At 36.8% G+C, this 16,943-nt stretch carries 13 protein-coding genes; all 13 read right to left on the reverse strand.

Translation table 11 applies throughout. The annotated features are described in order from the left end of the window. Positions 1-88 precede the first annotated feature (88 nt). Positions 89-2,401: a GAF domain-containing protein gene (locus ACP3T3_RS18210; RefSeq protein ID WP_426477181.1), complete on the reverse strand. Its 2,313-nt coding sequence runs from the start codon at positions 2,399-2,401 to the stop codon at positions 89-91. A gap of 252 nt (positions 2,402-2,653) precedes the next feature. Then, the gene (locus tag ACP3T3_RS18215; protein ID WP_426477182.1) at positions 2,654-5,119 is read right to left on the reverse strand and encodes a TonB-dependent receptor plug domain-containing protein; all 2,466 of its coding nucleotides are present in this window, start codon (positions 5,117-5,119) and stop codon (positions 2,654-2,656) included. 395 nt (positions 5,120-5,514) lie between these two features. Further along, a complete protein-coding gene (locus ACP3T3_RS18220) occupies positions 5,515-6,630 on the reverse strand; it encodes an SH3 domain-containing protein (protein WP_426477183.1) in 1,116 nt (371 codons plus the stop codon). Positions 6,631-6,672: 42 nt separating this feature from the next. Beyond that, positions 6,673-7,254 (reverse strand): hypothetical protein, encoded by a 582-nt coding sequence (locus tag ACP3T3_RS18225; RefSeq protein ID WP_426477184.1) that lies wholly within the window; start codon positions 7,252-7,254, stop codon positions 6,673-6,675. Positions 7,255-7,410: 156 nt separating this feature from the next. Beyond that, positions 7,411-8,790 (reverse strand): NADH-quinone oxidoreductase subunit N, encoded by a 1,380-nt coding sequence (locus ACP3T3_RS18230; protein ID WP_426477185.1) that lies wholly within the window; start codon positions 8,788-8,790, stop codon positions 7,411-7,413. A 158-nt stretch (positions 8,791-8,948) separates the two neighbouring features. Further along, positions 8,949-10,442: a complex I subunit 4 family protein gene (locus tag ACP3T3_RS18235; RefSeq protein ID WP_426477186.1), complete on the reverse strand. Its 1,494-nt coding sequence runs from the start codon at positions 10,440-10,442 to the stop codon at positions 8,949-8,951. Then, positions 10,442-12,355, reverse strand: coding sequence for an NADH-quinone oxidoreductase subunit L (gene nuoL / locus ACP3T3_RS18240; protein WP_426477187.1), 1,914 nt, complete (start codon positions 12,353-12,355; stop codon positions 10,442-10,444). The genes ACP3T3_RS18235 and nuoL overlap by 1 nt, the downstream gene beginning before the upstream one ends. Positions 12,356-12,357: 2 nt before the next feature. Further along, positions 12,358-12,687: an NADH-quinone oxidoreductase subunit NuoK gene (nuoK, locus tag ACP3T3_RS18245; RefSeq protein ID WP_002983557.1), complete on the reverse strand. Its 330-nt coding sequence runs from the start codon at positions 12,685-12,687 to the stop codon at positions 12,358-12,360. Positions 12,688-12,691: 4 nt separating this feature from the next. Next, positions 12,692-13,189: an NADH-quinone oxidoreductase subunit J family protein gene (locus tag ACP3T3_RS18250; RefSeq protein WP_426477188.1), complete on the reverse strand. Its 498-nt coding sequence runs from the start codon at positions 13,187-13,189 to the stop codon at positions 12,692-12,694. After that, positions 13,189-13,746, reverse strand: a complete 558-nt coding sequence (locus ACP3T3_RS18255) for a NuoI/complex I 23 kDa subunit family protein (RefSeq protein WP_040996950.1) — start codon at positions 13,744-13,746, stop codon at positions 13,189-13,191. The genes ACP3T3_RS18250 and ACP3T3_RS18255 overlap by 1 nt, the downstream gene beginning before the upstream one ends. 124 nt (positions 13,747-13,870) lie before the next feature. Next, complete coding sequence (gene nuoH, locus ACP3T3_RS18260; protein ID WP_426477189.1) at positions 13,871-14,935, reverse strand: NADH-quinone oxidoreductase subunit NuoH; 1,065 nt, start codon at positions 14,933-14,935, stop codon at positions 13,871-13,873. A gap of 92 nt (positions 14,936-15,027) precedes the next feature. Next, positions 15,028-16,026: a 2Fe-2S iron-sulfur cluster-binding protein gene (locus ACP3T3_RS18265; RefSeq protein WP_426477190.1), complete on the reverse strand. Its 999-nt coding sequence runs from the start codon at positions 16,024-16,026 to the stop codon at positions 15,028-15,030. Between the two features lie 41 nt (positions 16,027-16,067). Beyond that, on the reverse strand, positions 16,068-16,943 hold the full coding sequence (locus tag ACP3T3_RS18270) for a hypothetical protein (RefSeq protein ID WP_426477191.1): 876 nt from the start codon (positions 16,941-16,943) through the stop codon (positions 16,068-16,070).

Below are 16,943 nucleotides of genomic sequence, written 5' to 3' on the forward strand. Positions count from 1 at the left end.
AAATATCCTGTAAAACAGGAATTTGAAATCAGTATTTTTATTGAAGAGAAACGATAAATAATCATCCGGGATGTATATTCCGGATTTTTTATTCCTGCGGAAGGGTAAAAGAAACCCTCAGTGCCAATAACCCTGTAATTCCCTGAAGATCCTCTACTTTTAAGAATTCTACGTCATGTTGTAAAACTCCTTTTTTCTGAAGTTTGGAAATATAATCTAAGTATTCCTTCTGGTTTTCCATTCCGAAATAGACGATGGTGATTTTTCCGGGGGCTGTGATGCGTTCTGAAGAATCTTTCACGTGGGCTTTATCCAGACGTTTTTTAATAATTTCATAATAGGAATTGTAAGCTCCGTCTACATCAAAACGTTTTTCATCCATCCTGAAACGGATGTCTATTTTTTCGTTATACACAAAAATCAGTGACGCGATATCCAGCTGTACAGGAAGATCCTTTTTAAATGACTGGAAATCAAGTTCCATCTGACAGATGGTTTTCAGCTGCCAGTATCTCAGTTTGTGGACAACTTTCGAGGTATAATGCAGTTCAGGTGCAATGGTAGGGCCAATATACAGATTGTGCTCCACGCCGTCAGATTTAAATCTTTCGTAATAATGCGGGAAAATTTCCTGTGCTTTTATCTGGCTTTCGTCCAGCATATCCGCCAGTTTCCTGTTGACCAGCGTAATAGAATCATCCAGGTTTTTTCTGTGATGATAAAACAGGTCGGTAGGTGTAAATAGGTGTGAAAAATAATCTTTGATCTTCGACTTTATTTCTCTGGAGGTCCTGATTTCCAGTTTTCCCTGTAAAAAAGGATGGATTTCTTCTCTTAACACCCGCTGGAAACGCTGCTCAGTATCAGCTTTAATCTCATTGTTGAGCTCATTTTCAAAAACATCCAATGCGAGCAGAAACTTTTCTGAATCCGAATTGGTGAGCGTTAAAATTTCATTCAGTGATTCAATCTGCTGATTAAGATCCTGCAGCATCAGATTAAAACGTTTTTCCGAAGAAGAACGGATATCTGAAACCCCAAACAAAGGGGTAAGGTTTTTAAATGCAATCTGCTTTAAAGTATATATTTTCTTTCCGAGGGATGCCGTGAAATATTTTTCAGCTTCATTTCTGAACTTCCAGACCACGCTGTCATGGATGGTTGTGTATTCACGCTGGATAATGGCTTCTATCTGATAATTTTTCTCAAAATAAAACCTGTTCAGAGAGAATAGGACCATATCGGTGAAAAACTCCAGTTTTTTAAGTTTTAATCCATTGAAACTGCCGGCAATAGGAGAAGTAAACTCCATGATCGCAAGAAGCTCACCTTCTTTCATGATTGGAATTACCATGAAACTATTCACGTTATTATCCTTTAAAATGCTAAAGGAAGGGAGTTTTTTGACATTCTCATCCAGATTGTTTACATTGGAAACAACCACCGGCTTTGAATTATGATTTAAATTATTAAAAGTGGTTTTACGGGTATCTTCATCAAAGGCGTTGATCCAGAAGTCAAGGATATGATTGGTGAGAAGACTCTCATAAATCGGGAGTTTATCCAGCTTCTGTTCCTTTTTGTTGAAGGTCATCAGGCCAAAGCTGAGTTCCGGGACATCAAAATAGGATTTAAAGATTTCAGTCAGGTTTTCATTGGGATTCAAATCTTCAGGATCAATTTCAATCATACTTGATTTCAGATCAGAAAGTGCCACCTCAGAAGTACAGTCTACCAGTGAAATAATGGTGAACCCTCTCAATATCCAGGATTGGGAAGGGAAATATTTTTTCCACAGTTTAAAATCATCCAGGTTTTCCAGGAGCATATCCAGAATATCATCAGATGGCATTTTGGCGTCCTCTGTAGGGATAATCTCTGTAAAGTCTGAATTGACGGTAATCTTATAATGCTTCATGATTCCCTGTTTATTGGGAATGTCATAATAAAACGGAAGCGTACTTTTAATATCTTTTTTGAAGTAGCTTTGAAGAATCAGACAACAGCAGAACACATAGAATTCATTATCTGAAATATTTCTCAGTTCAATTTCGAAGTCTTTTCCTGCATCTTTCAGAATATCTTTAAACCTTTCCGTATAATTGAATGTGATATTGGAAAGAGGAATGCTTGCCGCTTTTATCTCATTTTTAGTAAGCCCGGTTGGAAAAAGATCAGCAAGAAGCAGTCTGATGAGGTCTTCATATTTTTCGAGAAGAGCAGTGTCCTGAAAGCCTTCCCGGAGCTCTTTAAAATTTCTGGTGCTCTCAATCAATGACTCTGCATAGTTTACCCTGTATTCCAGCCTGTCATTATAGCGGATGTGCTCCAGGACATCCAAATATTTTTTGAATGATATATAAACCTGAAAGGGAGAGTCTTTTTTATAGAGATTAGCCAAGAGCTGAAAAATTTACAGTAAAGTTATGAAAAAAACACTATTTATAAATTTGTTATTAATTGTTGAAAATAACCTTTTCTTTCGTTTTATTTTTGTTTTATAGTGAAATTATTAAAAAGTATATTGAATTTAGTGAATCTCCGTTTGTTTTTATGAATATATCTGAATGTTTTTAAAATAGCAGGACAGTTTTAAAAATTAAAAGCCTCCTCTGGGTTACAGGAAGCTTTGTAATTAAAAATGTGGATAATATTAGAATTTAATGTTATAGCCAAGTATAAACTGGGTTCCAAAGATGCTGAAATGCTGGGCATCATAACTGGATTGCTGGTATCTCCCGTTGAAGGTAACCGTATTATAAACTTCGTCGTATGATTTATCTGCCGGCAGATTGCGTAGTTCCCATTTCGGTACAACATTGAAAACATTAAGAACTCCGATATTGATTGTATTTTTACTGTTGATGTTATAATTAATGGTAATATCTGTAGTCATTCTTGGTTTAAATCTCAGATAAGATTGTGATCCGGCATTGGGATCATTCCAGGCGAGGTTGGCTCCCGGCATACCGCTGTTTGCAAAAGTAGCTTTGCCAAATAACGTATTATTAAGAGAGATATTCCATTTCTGGATTGCATAATCCAGACCGAAAACTGCCTTCAGGGAAGGTCTTGAAGTGGTGGTCAACGCTTCTTCTGTTCTGTTGAATGGGGCAGAAAGATTAAGTCCGGCCAGCTTATCTGAATTTTTCATTATTTTAGAATGATTCATATTCATGGAGAGGTTTAAGGCAAGTTTGCCACCGCCTAATTTTATATTTCTGTAATTGGCTACAAGATCCAGTCCTATCGTTCTTGTGTCTACCCCATTTATAAAAAAACTTGCTGCAGTTACGTTGCTTACCCCGATATTGCTTAATGGATCCAATATGGTCGCTTTATCGCTCATCCTGGAACTTAGCAGAATTCTGTCGTACACATTGATCAGATACCCGTCCAGGGTCACTGAGAAATTCTTATTGGGTTGAATTCCCAATCCTAAGGTAAAATTGAGCGATTTTTCTGCCTCCAGCGTTGGGATACCTACTGCTTTAGCTTCTTTTCCTACATTATTAAATAACCCTTCCGCAGCGATGTTACCATTGGTAAATACATTCTGAATGGTAGAAAGGTATACCTGTTGTAAAGAGGGAGCCCGGAAACCGGTAGAAACAGAGCCTCTGGCAACCAGTTTTTTTCCGATAATATTTTGTCTTGCACTGAATTTCCATACCAGTGCATTTCCGAAATCGCTGTAATTTTCAAAACGTGAAGTGGTATTAAAGGTTGTGGCTTCAGAAATATCAAAGGCTGCATCTGCATATACCCCAATATTATATCTCGAAAAGATTCCTGAATTTTCAGGAGATGATCCCGGGAAAGAAATAGATCCTGTCTGATAGTAAGAAGCCGGATCACCTGCATAAATCTCATACTCTTCCCTTCTCGCTTCAGTACCGAATGCAAGGGCAATATGTTCTGACAGTCTTTTGGAGACATCAATATTTCCAACAATGTTGCTGAATCTGAACCCTCCGGGCTTGAAATTAATAGGACTGGATGCCCCTAAAGCGGCATTGAATGTATTTCCGACTGTATACAGAATTTTATTTCCTCCAAATGTGGCGCTAAGATCTATATTCCATTCACTCTCTGTTTTTGTTTTGTATCCCAGTGTGGCTCCATAGTCTGTGAGATCGCCTATAAATGTGGGAGTGAAGCCTTCCGGTGAATTCAGTACGTTGGCCGGATTGACCCAGTAAGGTGTTCTGTGGTTGGCAAAGCTGCTTACTTTTTTGGCCGCAAATGAAGCATTGGCATATAGATTAGATCTTTCAGATACCGGAACTGAAGCATTTACCAGGAAACTTATGCTGCTCTTTTTAGGATATGCATTTTTATTTTGTGCATCAGGATATTTAGCCAGATAAGAGTCTACTTCATTTTGGCTGGCACCAAATGTCTGTGCTTCCCAATAAGGGTTTACTTTTCCGTTTCTATAGGCATAATCATTATTTTGGAGGTTGGACGAAAGAGTCACAAAACCTCCGTTTTTGAATGTTGATCCTGTAATAACATTAAAATTTTGGGTAAAGCCGTCTCCTTTTGAATATAATCCCAGATTAGCGTTTGCTTCTGTGAAGTTTATTTTATCTTTTAATATGATATTAATAACGCCGGCAATAGCATCAGAACCATATTGGGCAGAGGCCCCATCTCTCAGAATTTCTATTTTTTTAATTGCAATAGAAGGAATGGCTGATAAATCAGCACCAGTTTCTCCTTTACCAATAGTATTCTGTGTAAAAATTAACGATGACTGATTTTTTCTTTTCCCATTAACCAATACTAATGTTCTTGATGATCCCATATTCCGGATTTCAAAAGGGTCCAGTAATGAGGTGGCATCCTGCACAGCCGCGCTGGTAGAATTAAAAGATGGAATTCTATACTGCAGAGCCTGGCTTACTGAGCTGTGTCCCGATGACTGAATGACCGCAGCATCTATATTATCAATCGGAAGGGGAGTAGAAATGCTTGATCTCGGTGCCGTTCTGGTTCCTACCATTACGACTTCATCCAGTTTTTTTGAGGTTATTGAATCTTTTTCCTGCGCCTGCAATAAGCCCATAGTGCATAATAAGAATGCAGCAGCAATGTTGCTGTTTGTCTTCATCATTGTAAGTGTTTTTGTTTGTGTTTAGTTCGAAATTGAAAACAAATGTATTGATAATTTTACTGCTTTATATTGTGTATTTTAACTTTTTTTAATATTTATTTTGTCTTAGAATCGGTTATTGTTTATTTTGTTTTTAATTTTAATAAATTAATAATGGATAATTGATAATTTTTAGGTATTGTCTGTTTTGATTAATTTTTTTTCAATGTATAGAATAATGATTTTCCAAAAGGTCTTATTGATGTGAATTATAGTATGACTTGTATGCATTCAAAAATAAAAAACCTTCCAGTCAGCTGGAAGGTTTAATATATTGGGTATCATTTTTATATTTCGACAATATACCAAAAAAGAAATTGTCTAAACGATACTATTCGTAATATATTTTATAGCATTTATTCATTCTTTATTCTGCTTTTATGTACATACCCTTGTTTGCCATCCTTTGTTTCCACAAGCCACCAATCTCCGCTTTGATCTAAAACTTTTACCTGTTCTCCTGATCTTATTTTTTGTAGAACTTCAGAAGTGGTATTTTTATCTTTTCTCAGATTGGTATATCCATCGGGATCATTTATTATTTTATTGTCATCCGGACCATTGAATATTTCTAAGTTTTCACAAAAAACTTTTAATCTTTCATTACCATAAAAATTGTTGTGTTCTAACTTTTTAATAAAGCCTTTATTTTTATTGATAAACCTCTGAACATCTCCAATATCACCTACATTTAATGACTTCTCACATAAAAAAGCAATACTTTTATCACATTCTTCATAGTCGAGTTGATTTTTATACATCATATTGAGAATTTCGCCCAACGAATCATATCCGTTTCCTTCCTTAGCTTCAGAAAGCATCTCTTTGGTTTTGCCTTTATAAACAATCTGTTCAATATCATTTACTATACCGTTTCTAAGTACAAATTGTTGATTTTTATTTTTTCTTCCGAAGATTAATTCGTGGAAAGATGTTATGTTTGAAAAATCGAAATCTTTGAAAGCAAAGCTTACAAGATCTTTATCTTCATTATATCCGTAATATAAAACCAAATCTTTTGTAAGATAAGGATCTCTCATTTTCAGGATTTTTAACGCTGTATTATCTTTATGAAAAATAAATTTATTATAGTGATATAAAATATCCGGTGTGATAGAATATTTAGCATCAGAATCGCTATCCTGTATTAATATATACGCTTTACTTTTTATTGCAACTTCCGGAAAATCTGACATTCTCAGAGCGACAATCCTATTGGTATATTCATCAATATTTACCCCGTACACTTCTGATATCCTTTTGGAAAATAATTCAGAATCAGGAAATTTATATTTGAGGTTTTCTAAAGATTTAGCTCCATAATTAATAATATCCGGAGAAAGATTGTCATAATTGAATTTAGTATTATCACCTTCTTCAACCAAGTTATAAGGAGCTTTATTTTGTTGTGTCTTTTCAGAACAATGAATCAACAAAATAAATAGAATAAATAGTAAAATCCCTTTTCTCATATGTGTTTTTGTTATTGCTTCACTTTTATTATATATTACAAGCTAATTTCCAAAGGATATTAATAGCTTTTCTAAAGTTTCATTATCTTTAAATTTTTGTACTAAAGTTTTATGATCGGCAAATGAAGATATTTTTCCATGAGGTGATATGATAAATGGAATAGGAGAGACAGCTTCCATACAAGCTAGCGCAAGTGAGGTTACTTTATCATCCGGTGTGCAGTTGTTTTTTTTGAAATTTTTCTGTCTCGTTTTGGCAATAATCTGGGCTGCTTTCTGTTCTATTTCAATATTAACGTTATAATTAAATTCTAGTTCACTTTTATTGAGTTGCTGTATATTTTCTGTGATATTATATTCATCAGCATGAAATGAAGCTAAATCTTGGGCAAAGGGAAGTCTTTTTTGTAATTGGTCCTCTTGTTCTTCTTTAGATATATAGGCTGTAGGTATCAAAATAAATTCGACTCCCTTCAGGCTTTCAAACCACAACTTATCCATCTTCCCGCAGTTTTGATTATGAAACTCCTTTAGATCGTATTTGTTCATATTCATACGAAATGTAATAGAGCTGAGACTATCATCTGGCTTGACTTTATATTTGATAAAATCTTTTTTCATCATCAATTTTTTTTTCACATAATGTAAATCTATAAAATTTTGAAAAGATAAATTGTAGTAATTCTACTATGAGTGATAAAAAAAATAATATGATTGTACTTAACAAAAAAACCTTCCAGTCAGCTGGAAGGTTTTTAATATCATTTATTATAAGGTCGTTTATAATCCGAACATTCTTGCAAACAGATCCGGGAAAACTCCGAGGATGATGATCAAGGCAATAACAACTACTGCAATGATGTTGTAAGTAAGTGTTACTTTTTCTGATGATTTGAATGTTGATTCTTTAAAGAAGAACATGGCAATAATCAGTCTTAAATAGTAAGCGATAGATAAGGCAGAACCTAACACAGCTACCAATACTAAGAAAGCGGCACCATTCATGGCCTGGGAGAATAGAGCAAATTTCCCCATGAAACCAGCTGTTAGCGGAACTCCAGCCATTGAAAGCATAGAGATCGTTGCCACTGTTGCTAATAAAGGTTCAGTTTTCGCCAATCCTTTGAAGGCTCCGAAAGAAGTTTCTCTCTTTAATTTCTCTACCCAGATCAGACACATGAAAACGCCTACTGTAGATAAAGAATAAGCAAATAAATAGAACGCCAGGTTATACGTAGAAAGGCTTGTCATTCCGAAGAACACCAATCCGATGTATCCTGCGTGGGAAACTGAAGAGTAAGCCAGCATTCTTTTTGCGTTCGTCTGGGCAAGACCCATAACGTTTGCCAAAAGTAAAGTAATGATTAGGAATACTCCTAAAACATTGATCCATTCATGAGTTACTCCAGTGAAACCGAGCGTCATCAATCTGAACAGGGCAAAGAATCCTGAGATTTTTACCACACTCGCCATGAAAGCTGTGATTAATGAAGGAGAACCTGCATACACGTCAGGGCTCCACATGTGGAAAGGGGCTAAAGCCACTTTGAATGCCAATGCACAAAGAATCAGTAATACTCCTAAGATGAACATTACATTCCCTGAATTGGCTACTCCAAAATCATGAATCTTGTAAAGATCAAAACTTCCTGCACTTCCGTAGATGAAAGCAATACCGAACAGTAGAAAACCTGTTGCAAAGGCACCCATCAGGAAATATTTAATAGAAGCTTCGTTGGATCTCAGATCAGTTTTGTTGGCTCCGGCCATTACATATAATGGAATCGAAAGGATTTCAACACCCAGGAACATCGTCACTAAGTTCTGATATCCGAAAAGGATGATCCCTCCGCATAATGCAAATAGCATCAATGCATATAATTCTGACTGGTGGCTTCTGTGATTGCTGAATGCAAAACCTCCCAGGAAGAATAATAATAAAGTTGTTACAATTGCTATTTTAGTGAATAATGCAGTATTGTCACTGTATTCGTACATATGCTTGTAATGGTCGAAGAACGAGCATTCCGGCATAAAACTTACATACAATGCAATGATTAATCCCAAAATCCCAATGTATCTTGCGAATTTTCCTTGTTCAAAAACTCCTGAAAATAACGCAATAACTGCCGTTAGGAAAACAATAATTAAAACACTCATAATATAGATTTGAGATGTGAGATTTGAAGTTTAAAGTACAAGGTTCAAAGTTTAGGGTTTAAAGTTTCAGGTTTAGTTTCCCGTCTTTAATTTCTTTGCCTCTTATCTTTTACTCTTCTCTAACCTCTTAATTTTTTAATTTTTAAATCTTTTAATTTTTAGTTGGCCATCGCCGTGTAGATAAACTTCACCGAACTACTCACCATGTCAATTACCGGTTGTGGGAAAATACCAAGTAAAATCACAAAAACCGCTAAACTTGCCAATACAGAAAACTCTACACCTGATAAATCTTTTGCTGTACTTAAAACGGCTTCATCTCCTTCTCCAAACATTGCTTTTCCGTAGAATCTCAATAAATACACCGCACAGAGAATTACCGTAAGACCAGCAATTATCGCTGCTGTTCCGTTAAAATCATAAACTGATTTCAACAAAATAAATTCCCCGATGAATCCATTGGTCAATGGAACTCCCATTGAACCTAATATAATGATCAGGAACAATACAGCAAACTTAGGCGCTACTTTAGCTAAACCACCCATTTGTCTGATGTCTCTTGATTTAAATCTCTTGTATAAGATATCACAACAGTAGAATAATCCTACTACGTTGATACCGTGGGCAAAAGTCTGTACCAATGCTCCTTCAGCTCCCTCCACATTGAAAGTTCCTCTAAGAGTAACTACTGCAGAAGCGAAGATCCCGGCTACCATCAATCCTACGTGAGAGAAAGATGAATACGCAATGATTCTCTTCATATCCGTCTGGATGATCGCAATCAAAGCACCGTGAACAATTCCTACAATGGCAAGAATAATTACGATCTGCCCGGAAATTCCTGCTATCGGAAGGGGAGTAATTGGAAGCAGATAACGCATTACACCATATACTGCCATTTTCAGCATGATCCCTGATAATAACATGGATCCCTGAGTAGGAGAGTAGGTATACGTGTCAGGCTGCCATGTATGGAAAGGGAATACCGGTAATTTCACTGCAAAAGCAAAGAAAATAAACCAGAATACCACAGTCTGTTGTGTTTCGTTCAGTTGTGCATTGTATAGATCAGTTAAAGCGAATGATGCAGAGTGATTGTACACATAGATCAATCCGGCTAACATAAATAATGATCCTACGAATGTATATACGAAGAATTTCGTAGTGAATTCAAACCTTTTATTCTCCTGTCCCCAAAGTCCGGCAATGAACCAAATTGGAATCAAAGTTACTTCCCAGAAAATATAGAATAACAATCCGTCTAAAGAAGTGAACACTCCTACAAGACCAAACTGCATCAGCAGAATCAATCCGTAGAATGTATTTCTGTAGTTTACATTTTCGTTGAAAGAAGATAAAATAATGATTGGAGCCAGAATATTGGTCAATAATAAAAGAAGCATGCTCATCCCGTCAACACCGAAATGAAGAGAACTTTTAATAAATTGAGACCAAGGATAAGTGATTTCGTACTGAAGCTTACTGTCTACTGTCGGTCCAAAATTGAAATCCGAAAGCATATAGAAGGTAAGGAGCATCTGTACCAATGCAATTCCAAGCGCCAAATATTTGCTGGAACTATTTTTCCATGCAAAAACTATTCCCGAACCTACTAGAGGTAATAGTAATAATGTTAATAATAAACCAGACATTATTGTAATATAAAGTTAACAATCAGTATAATTCCCACCGCTAAAGACATGATAAGGATATATGTCTCTACATTTCCGTTCTGTACACGCTTCATAGCTTTTCCGCTGTCTTCAGCACCATCACCTACAAAGTTTACAAAACGGTCCAAGATACCCTTATCAAACATTTTTCCTCCGCGTCCTAATCCTTCAACAGTTTTTACAATCAATGCGTTGTAAAGTTCGTCAACATATAGTTTCTTAGCAGAAAGCTTTTCCCATCCGGTATAGCTTTCTTCCGCAACAGCCATCTTTTTCTTTTTTACGTAAGTGTTTCTAACGATAAACCAAACAGAGAAGAACATCAGGATTGTTGCTGCTAATAATATCATTTCAGTATTGAAAGGTACTCCTGAAAGAGTAGCTTCCATCTGGCTGTAGCTTTGTTCTGTAAGAACAGGCTTTAACCATTCCATCAGTTTGGCATAATGCCCGTGGCCGATGAAGTGTGGCAGGTTGATAAAACCTCCGATTACAGAAAGAACAGCCAATACGATCAATGGTAATGTCATATTAGACGGGCTTTCATGTAAGTGGTGTTTCTGTTCTTCTGTACCTCTGAATTCTCCATGGAATGTAAGATAGTATAGTCTGAACATATAGGTTGCAGTCATTGCCGCTAAAACAAATAAGATTACCCAGTAAACAGGGTTTTTAGCGAAAGCTGCTACTAAAATTTCGTCTTTAGAGATCATCCCTGATAGTAAAGGGAAACCTGAGATGGCTAATGTTCCGATAAGGAATGTAGCGTGGGTAAGAGGAATGTATTTTTTAAGACCTCCCATGAAACGCATATCCTGCTCGTTGCTCATAGCGTGGATTACAGAACCTGCACCTAAGAATAGTAATGCTTTAAAGAATGCATGCGTCATTACGTGGAACATCGCTGTAGTATAGGCTCCAAGACCTAAAGCGATGAACATAAATCCAAGTTGTGAAACAGTAGAGTATGCCAATACTTTTTTGATGTCGTTCTGACGTAGTGCATAGAATCCTGCCAATGCAGCTGTTAAGAATCCGATGAATAAAATTCCTCCCTGCACGGTAGGGGCTAAAGTAAATAAGAAGTTTGATCTTACTACCAGATAGATCCCTGCCGTTACCATCGTTGCCGCGTGGATCAAGGCTGATACAGGAGTTGGCCCGGCCATCGCATCCGGTAACCATGTATATAATGGAACCTGAGCAGATTTACCGGTAGCACCGATGAATAAACTCGCTGTGATAAAGATAATCACTGTTCCGTCCAATTCAAATTTTGAAGCGTTTTCTGCTACAGAAAGATAATCTACAGCATTGGTCTGAGAAGCAATCATGAAAATACCGATCAATAACGCAAGGTCACCAATTCTGTTCATGATGAAAGCTTTTCTTGCTGCTTTACCGTATTCTTCGTTGGTATACCAGAATCCGATCAACAGGTAAGAACAAAGACCTACACCTTCCCATCCGATGAATAAGATAAGGTAGTTGCTTCCCATTACTAAAAGTAACATGGAGAAGATGAAAAGGTTCAGATAAGTAAAAAACTTATAAAATCCTTTATCATGACTCATATATCCGATAGAGTATAAGTGGATCAATGAACCGATACCCGTGATGATCATCACCATCATTAAAGAAAGCTGATCAATCTGGAATCCAAAATTGATTTGAACTCCATTTACTCTAAACCATTCAAAAGCTTTTACGATTACAGGCTGGCTTTCAGAATTGAAATTCATGAAAAGACTTACAGCAATACAGAAAGATCCGAAAACCATTGCTGTAGCTAAAGATCCTACCAATATTTTTGGAAGATTTTTCCCGAATAAACCGTTAATAAGAAACCCTAAAAGTGGTAAAAGTACTATTGCATATACTAGATTCTCCATTCTTATCCTCTTAATTTATTAAATATACTCACATCTACAGAACGGGTGTTTCTATATAGCATCGCAATAATTGCCAGACCTACCGCTACTTCAGCAGCTGCTACCACCATAATGAAGAAAACTAAAAGCTGTCCGTCGCCGTTGCCTTTATACGCTGAAAAAGCTGCCAATAAAAGGTTTACAGAATTCAGCATAAGCTCTACACAGCCCAGAATCACAATAGCATTTTTTCTAAGCAATACTCCCATTACTCCCAGGCAGAACAATACTGATGAAAGAATGATGAAGTAGTCCAAAGGGATGCTTTGTATAAATGTATTTACTTCTCCCATAATTTTATAAATCTTTTTTACCGATTAATACCGCGCCTACAATACCTGCCAGAATTAGGATGGAAGCAAGCTCAAACGGTAAAACATATTCATTAAACAAAAGTCTACCCAGATTTTTCGTAAGACCAATACTTCTGTCTACATTATCAACCACAATATGGTTTTCCCTTACTCCTCTGAAAACACCTAAAACACCTACTAAAAGAATACCTGCAGTAAAAACTCCAACAAACTTTAAAGTATTGTTCTTCTTACTTTCGTCTCCTTTATTAAGGTTAAGCATCATTAAGATGTAAAGGAAAAGTACCATAATGGCACCTGCATACACTATAATCTGGATAATTGCAAGGAACTGTGCATTTAAGAGAATGTACATTCCGGCAATTGAAAACATCGTAACAATTAATGACAAAATAGCATATAAAGGATTTTTTGCAAATACAAAATAAACTGCACTTGCCACTGCTAAAAACGCCACCAAGAAAAATAAAAACTGATCCATTATTTTACCGCATTTTTTTGTTTCTCGGATTGTCTTGTCGTGATATCAATCCTTTCATTTATTTTTTCAACTAATTTATCTTTTCCGTAAATGAAAGAACCTCTGTTGGTTTCCACGTCCACCAATCTGTCTGTAAGATAGATGGCAGATTTAGGACAGGCTTCTTCACACATACCGCAGAAAATACATCTCAACATATTGATTTCATATACTGAAGCGTATTTTTCTTCCCTGTAAAGACCTTTTTCCTCTTTTGTTCTTTCAGCAGCAGTCATCGTAATGGCTTCTGCAGGACAAGCTACCGCACACAGTCCGCAAGCTGTACATCTTTCTCTGCCTTCTTCGTCTCTTTTCAAAACGTGCTGGCCTCTCCAGATGGTGGTTCTTGGCTTCTGTACTTCCGGATACGAATATACTGCGGGAGCACCCTTTATCACGGTTCTTACAGCATGCTTAAATGTAATCCCCATCCCTGTAAAGATGGCAGGAAGGTAGATTTTTTCAGCAAGGGTCATTTCTTTATTGGAAACAACTTTTGATCTGTTAGTTAATTTCATTTAATTATAGATATTAGATGTTAGACACCAGATTTTAGACTAATCTTGTCTGTTATCTTAATTTTTAATATTCAATATTTACACAAACCTAACAGGTTTTTAAAACCTGTTAGGTTTAGATAGTTTAATTTCCAAACGCTAAAATTACAGCTCCTGTAATTAATAGGTTTACCAATGCCATTGGGATTAATGTTTTCCATCCTAAGTGCATTAACTGGTCATATCTGAATCTTGGGAGTGTCCATCTGATCCACATAAAGATCAGAATTCCAATGATTGTTTTAAGTAAGAACGCACCAATACTGATGATTCCTGCAGCATTTTCACCCCAGTTCTGAGTTACCCACTCAATACCAGGATAGTTGTATCCTCCGAAGAAAAGAACGACCATGAAAGCATTGGAAATAAACATGTTCACGTATTCCCCGAACATATATAACCCTAACTTCATGGAAGAATATTCTGTAGAGTATCCCGTTACCAGTTCAGATTCACACTCAGGTAAATCGAACGGGTGTCTGTTGGTTTCTGCTAAAGCGGCTACAAAGAAAACAAGGAAAGCGATAGGCTGGTAGAAAATATTCCAGTTCAAACCGGAAACCCAAGGAATAACGCCCCATAATTTCCCGGTAGTCTGACTTTCAGTAATTTCTTTTAAATCTAAACTTCCTGTCATCATAATGATAGAAAGAAGTGCTAATCCCATCGCCAATTCATAAGAAATCATCTGAGAAGAAGCACGGATAGCACCTAGTAATGAATATTTGTTATTGGAAGCCCAACCTCCGATCATAATTCCGTAAACCCCAATGGAAGCCATACCGATGATGAAAAGTACACCAACGTCAATGTTTGCCACCTGAAGATCAAAAGAAGTACCTGCAATATTTAAACTTTTACCCCAAGGAATAACAGCTCCCGTAATCAATGAAATAAACATTACCAAAGCTGGTCCTAATACGAAAAGGAATCTTTCTGCATTGGCAGGCGTAAAGTCTTCTTTAAAGAAAAACTTTCCACCGTCAGCAAGAGGCTGCAGCAATCCGAAAGGTCCTGCTCTGTTGGGACCAATTCTATCCTGCATGATAGAGGCTACTTTTCTTTCTGCCCAGGTAGAGTAGGCTGCAATCGTAAGTGATAGCAGGAAAAGTGCTAGTACAAGTATAAGTTTAAATGTAAGTAAATCCATTTTTTATTTAGATATTAAGATGTCAGACGCTAGATATCAGATTTAAAATTTATTGTCTGAAGTCTGGTATCTGAAATCTGATGTCTTATTGATTATTTTTCGTCTTTTTCACTGATTTCTTTAGCCATCGGATTGTCTAAAACTCTTAGCTCATCCTTAGGTTTTTCGTAGTGGTTCAATGAAATTACAGAGTGTCTGTCGATATGTCTAGGACCTTCGATGTTCCAGTCTGATAACGCTTTTCTTTCGAAACGGCACGTATCGCAGATGAATTCTTCTACTTCACCCCACTGGTCTTTTCTTGCAGTAACTCTTACGATTTCATCTCCTTTAAACCATACTACTGCTTTTCCGGAACATTTATCACATTTGCAAGTAGCATTCATAGGTTTTGTAAACCATACTCTGCTGGCAAAACGGGCTGTTCTGTCTGTTAATGCTCCAACAGGACACACATCGATAACATTTCCGATAAAGTCATTGTCTAGAGCTTTATTTAAATACGTTGAAATTTCAGCGTGATCTCCTCTGAAAAGAATACCGTGTTCTCTTGTTTCTGTAAGCTGGTTAGCTGTCAGTACGCATCTTGCACAAAGAATACAACGGTTCATGTTCAGTTTGATGTTCGGTCCAAGATCATCAGCTTCGTACGTATTTCTTTCGAATTCTGTTCTTGTGTTTTCCACACCATGCTCATATCCTAAGTCCTGAAGATGACATTCTCCGGCCTGGTCACAGATAGGGCAGTCCAGCGGGTGGTTTACCAACAGGAATTCGGTAACCGCTTTTCTTCCTTCCTGAGCTTTCTCAGAAGTAAGGTTTTTTACTTCCATCCCATCCATTACATTAGTTCTGCAGCTTGCTACCAATTTTGGCATAGGACGAGGATCTGCTTCAGACCCTTTAGAAACTTCTACCAGACAAGTTCTGCATCTTCCTCCGCTGGTTTCTAGTTTGCTGTAATAGCACATAGCAGGAGGTACAGATTTCCCACCGATTTGTCTTGCCGCTTCAAGGATAGAAGTACCAGGCATAACTTCGGTAGTCTGTCCGTCTATAGTTATTTTGAATTTTTTAACTTCTTCGCTCATATTGTATGCTTTAAGCTTTATGCATTAAGCAATAGGCTTTGTTATTTATATTTCTTAGTATTAAATGTATATCCGATTCCTGCAAGGACCTGTCCGAAAACGAAATCCTGTTGGGCTTTGTCCGGCTTGTTATTCAATGTTGTCTTAATATCCCACATGTTGATATAACCCGCTTTACCTTCTAATCTCACCATCACATGATCCCAAAGAACAAGGTTAAGACTGGCTCTAAGGTCGGTTCCCAGACCTGCAACGTGAAAACGGTCACTTCTTTCGTTACCAAAAAGCTTTACATTACTTTTCGGGAACATAAATCCGATACCGGCTCCGTAAGACCAAACCAAATCAACATTTTTCTTGTTGATAAGATTCTGATATCTTTCAAGACCTAAGTTTTCATAATTAAGTCCGTCTGTATGTTCAAAAGTAAGGAACTTCTCGTCTGTCAGGTTTACCTGTCCGTTCTGTACCATTGCTGCATATTCAGGATCTGAAATATGGCCTTTGAAATTAACCGTCTGGTTCTGGTTCATCACATATTTCATGTGGTCTATTCCCAAAACAAGTGCTAAATTATCTTTGATAAAATAACCCGCTCTGAAGTTATACTGCACTACAGTAAACCATCCCGGATTGATATAAACGATACCAAATTTGGTAGGTCTGTCCTGCGCAGATACATTATTCAGCTGAAAGTCGTAGCCATTTCCTGTAAAACGGATATCTGAATTACTGAACGCTGCTCTGTTCCATCCAAAGAAAACGAACATCTGCCCTTTTTTGCTTAAAGGCTCAGGTTTCTTCCTTGAAACTAATGCTCCTTTATCTGAACTTCTATCTATTAAAGAATCCTTTTCTTTGTTTTGTCCGAAAACAAAACTCGACATCATTAAGCCGACAACCAACAATTTTTTCAT

The organism is Chryseobacterium sp. CBSDS_008 (assembly GCF_049959325.1).
Lineage (GTDB): Bacteria > Bacteroidota > Bacteroidia > Flavobacteriales > Weeksellaceae > Chryseobacterium.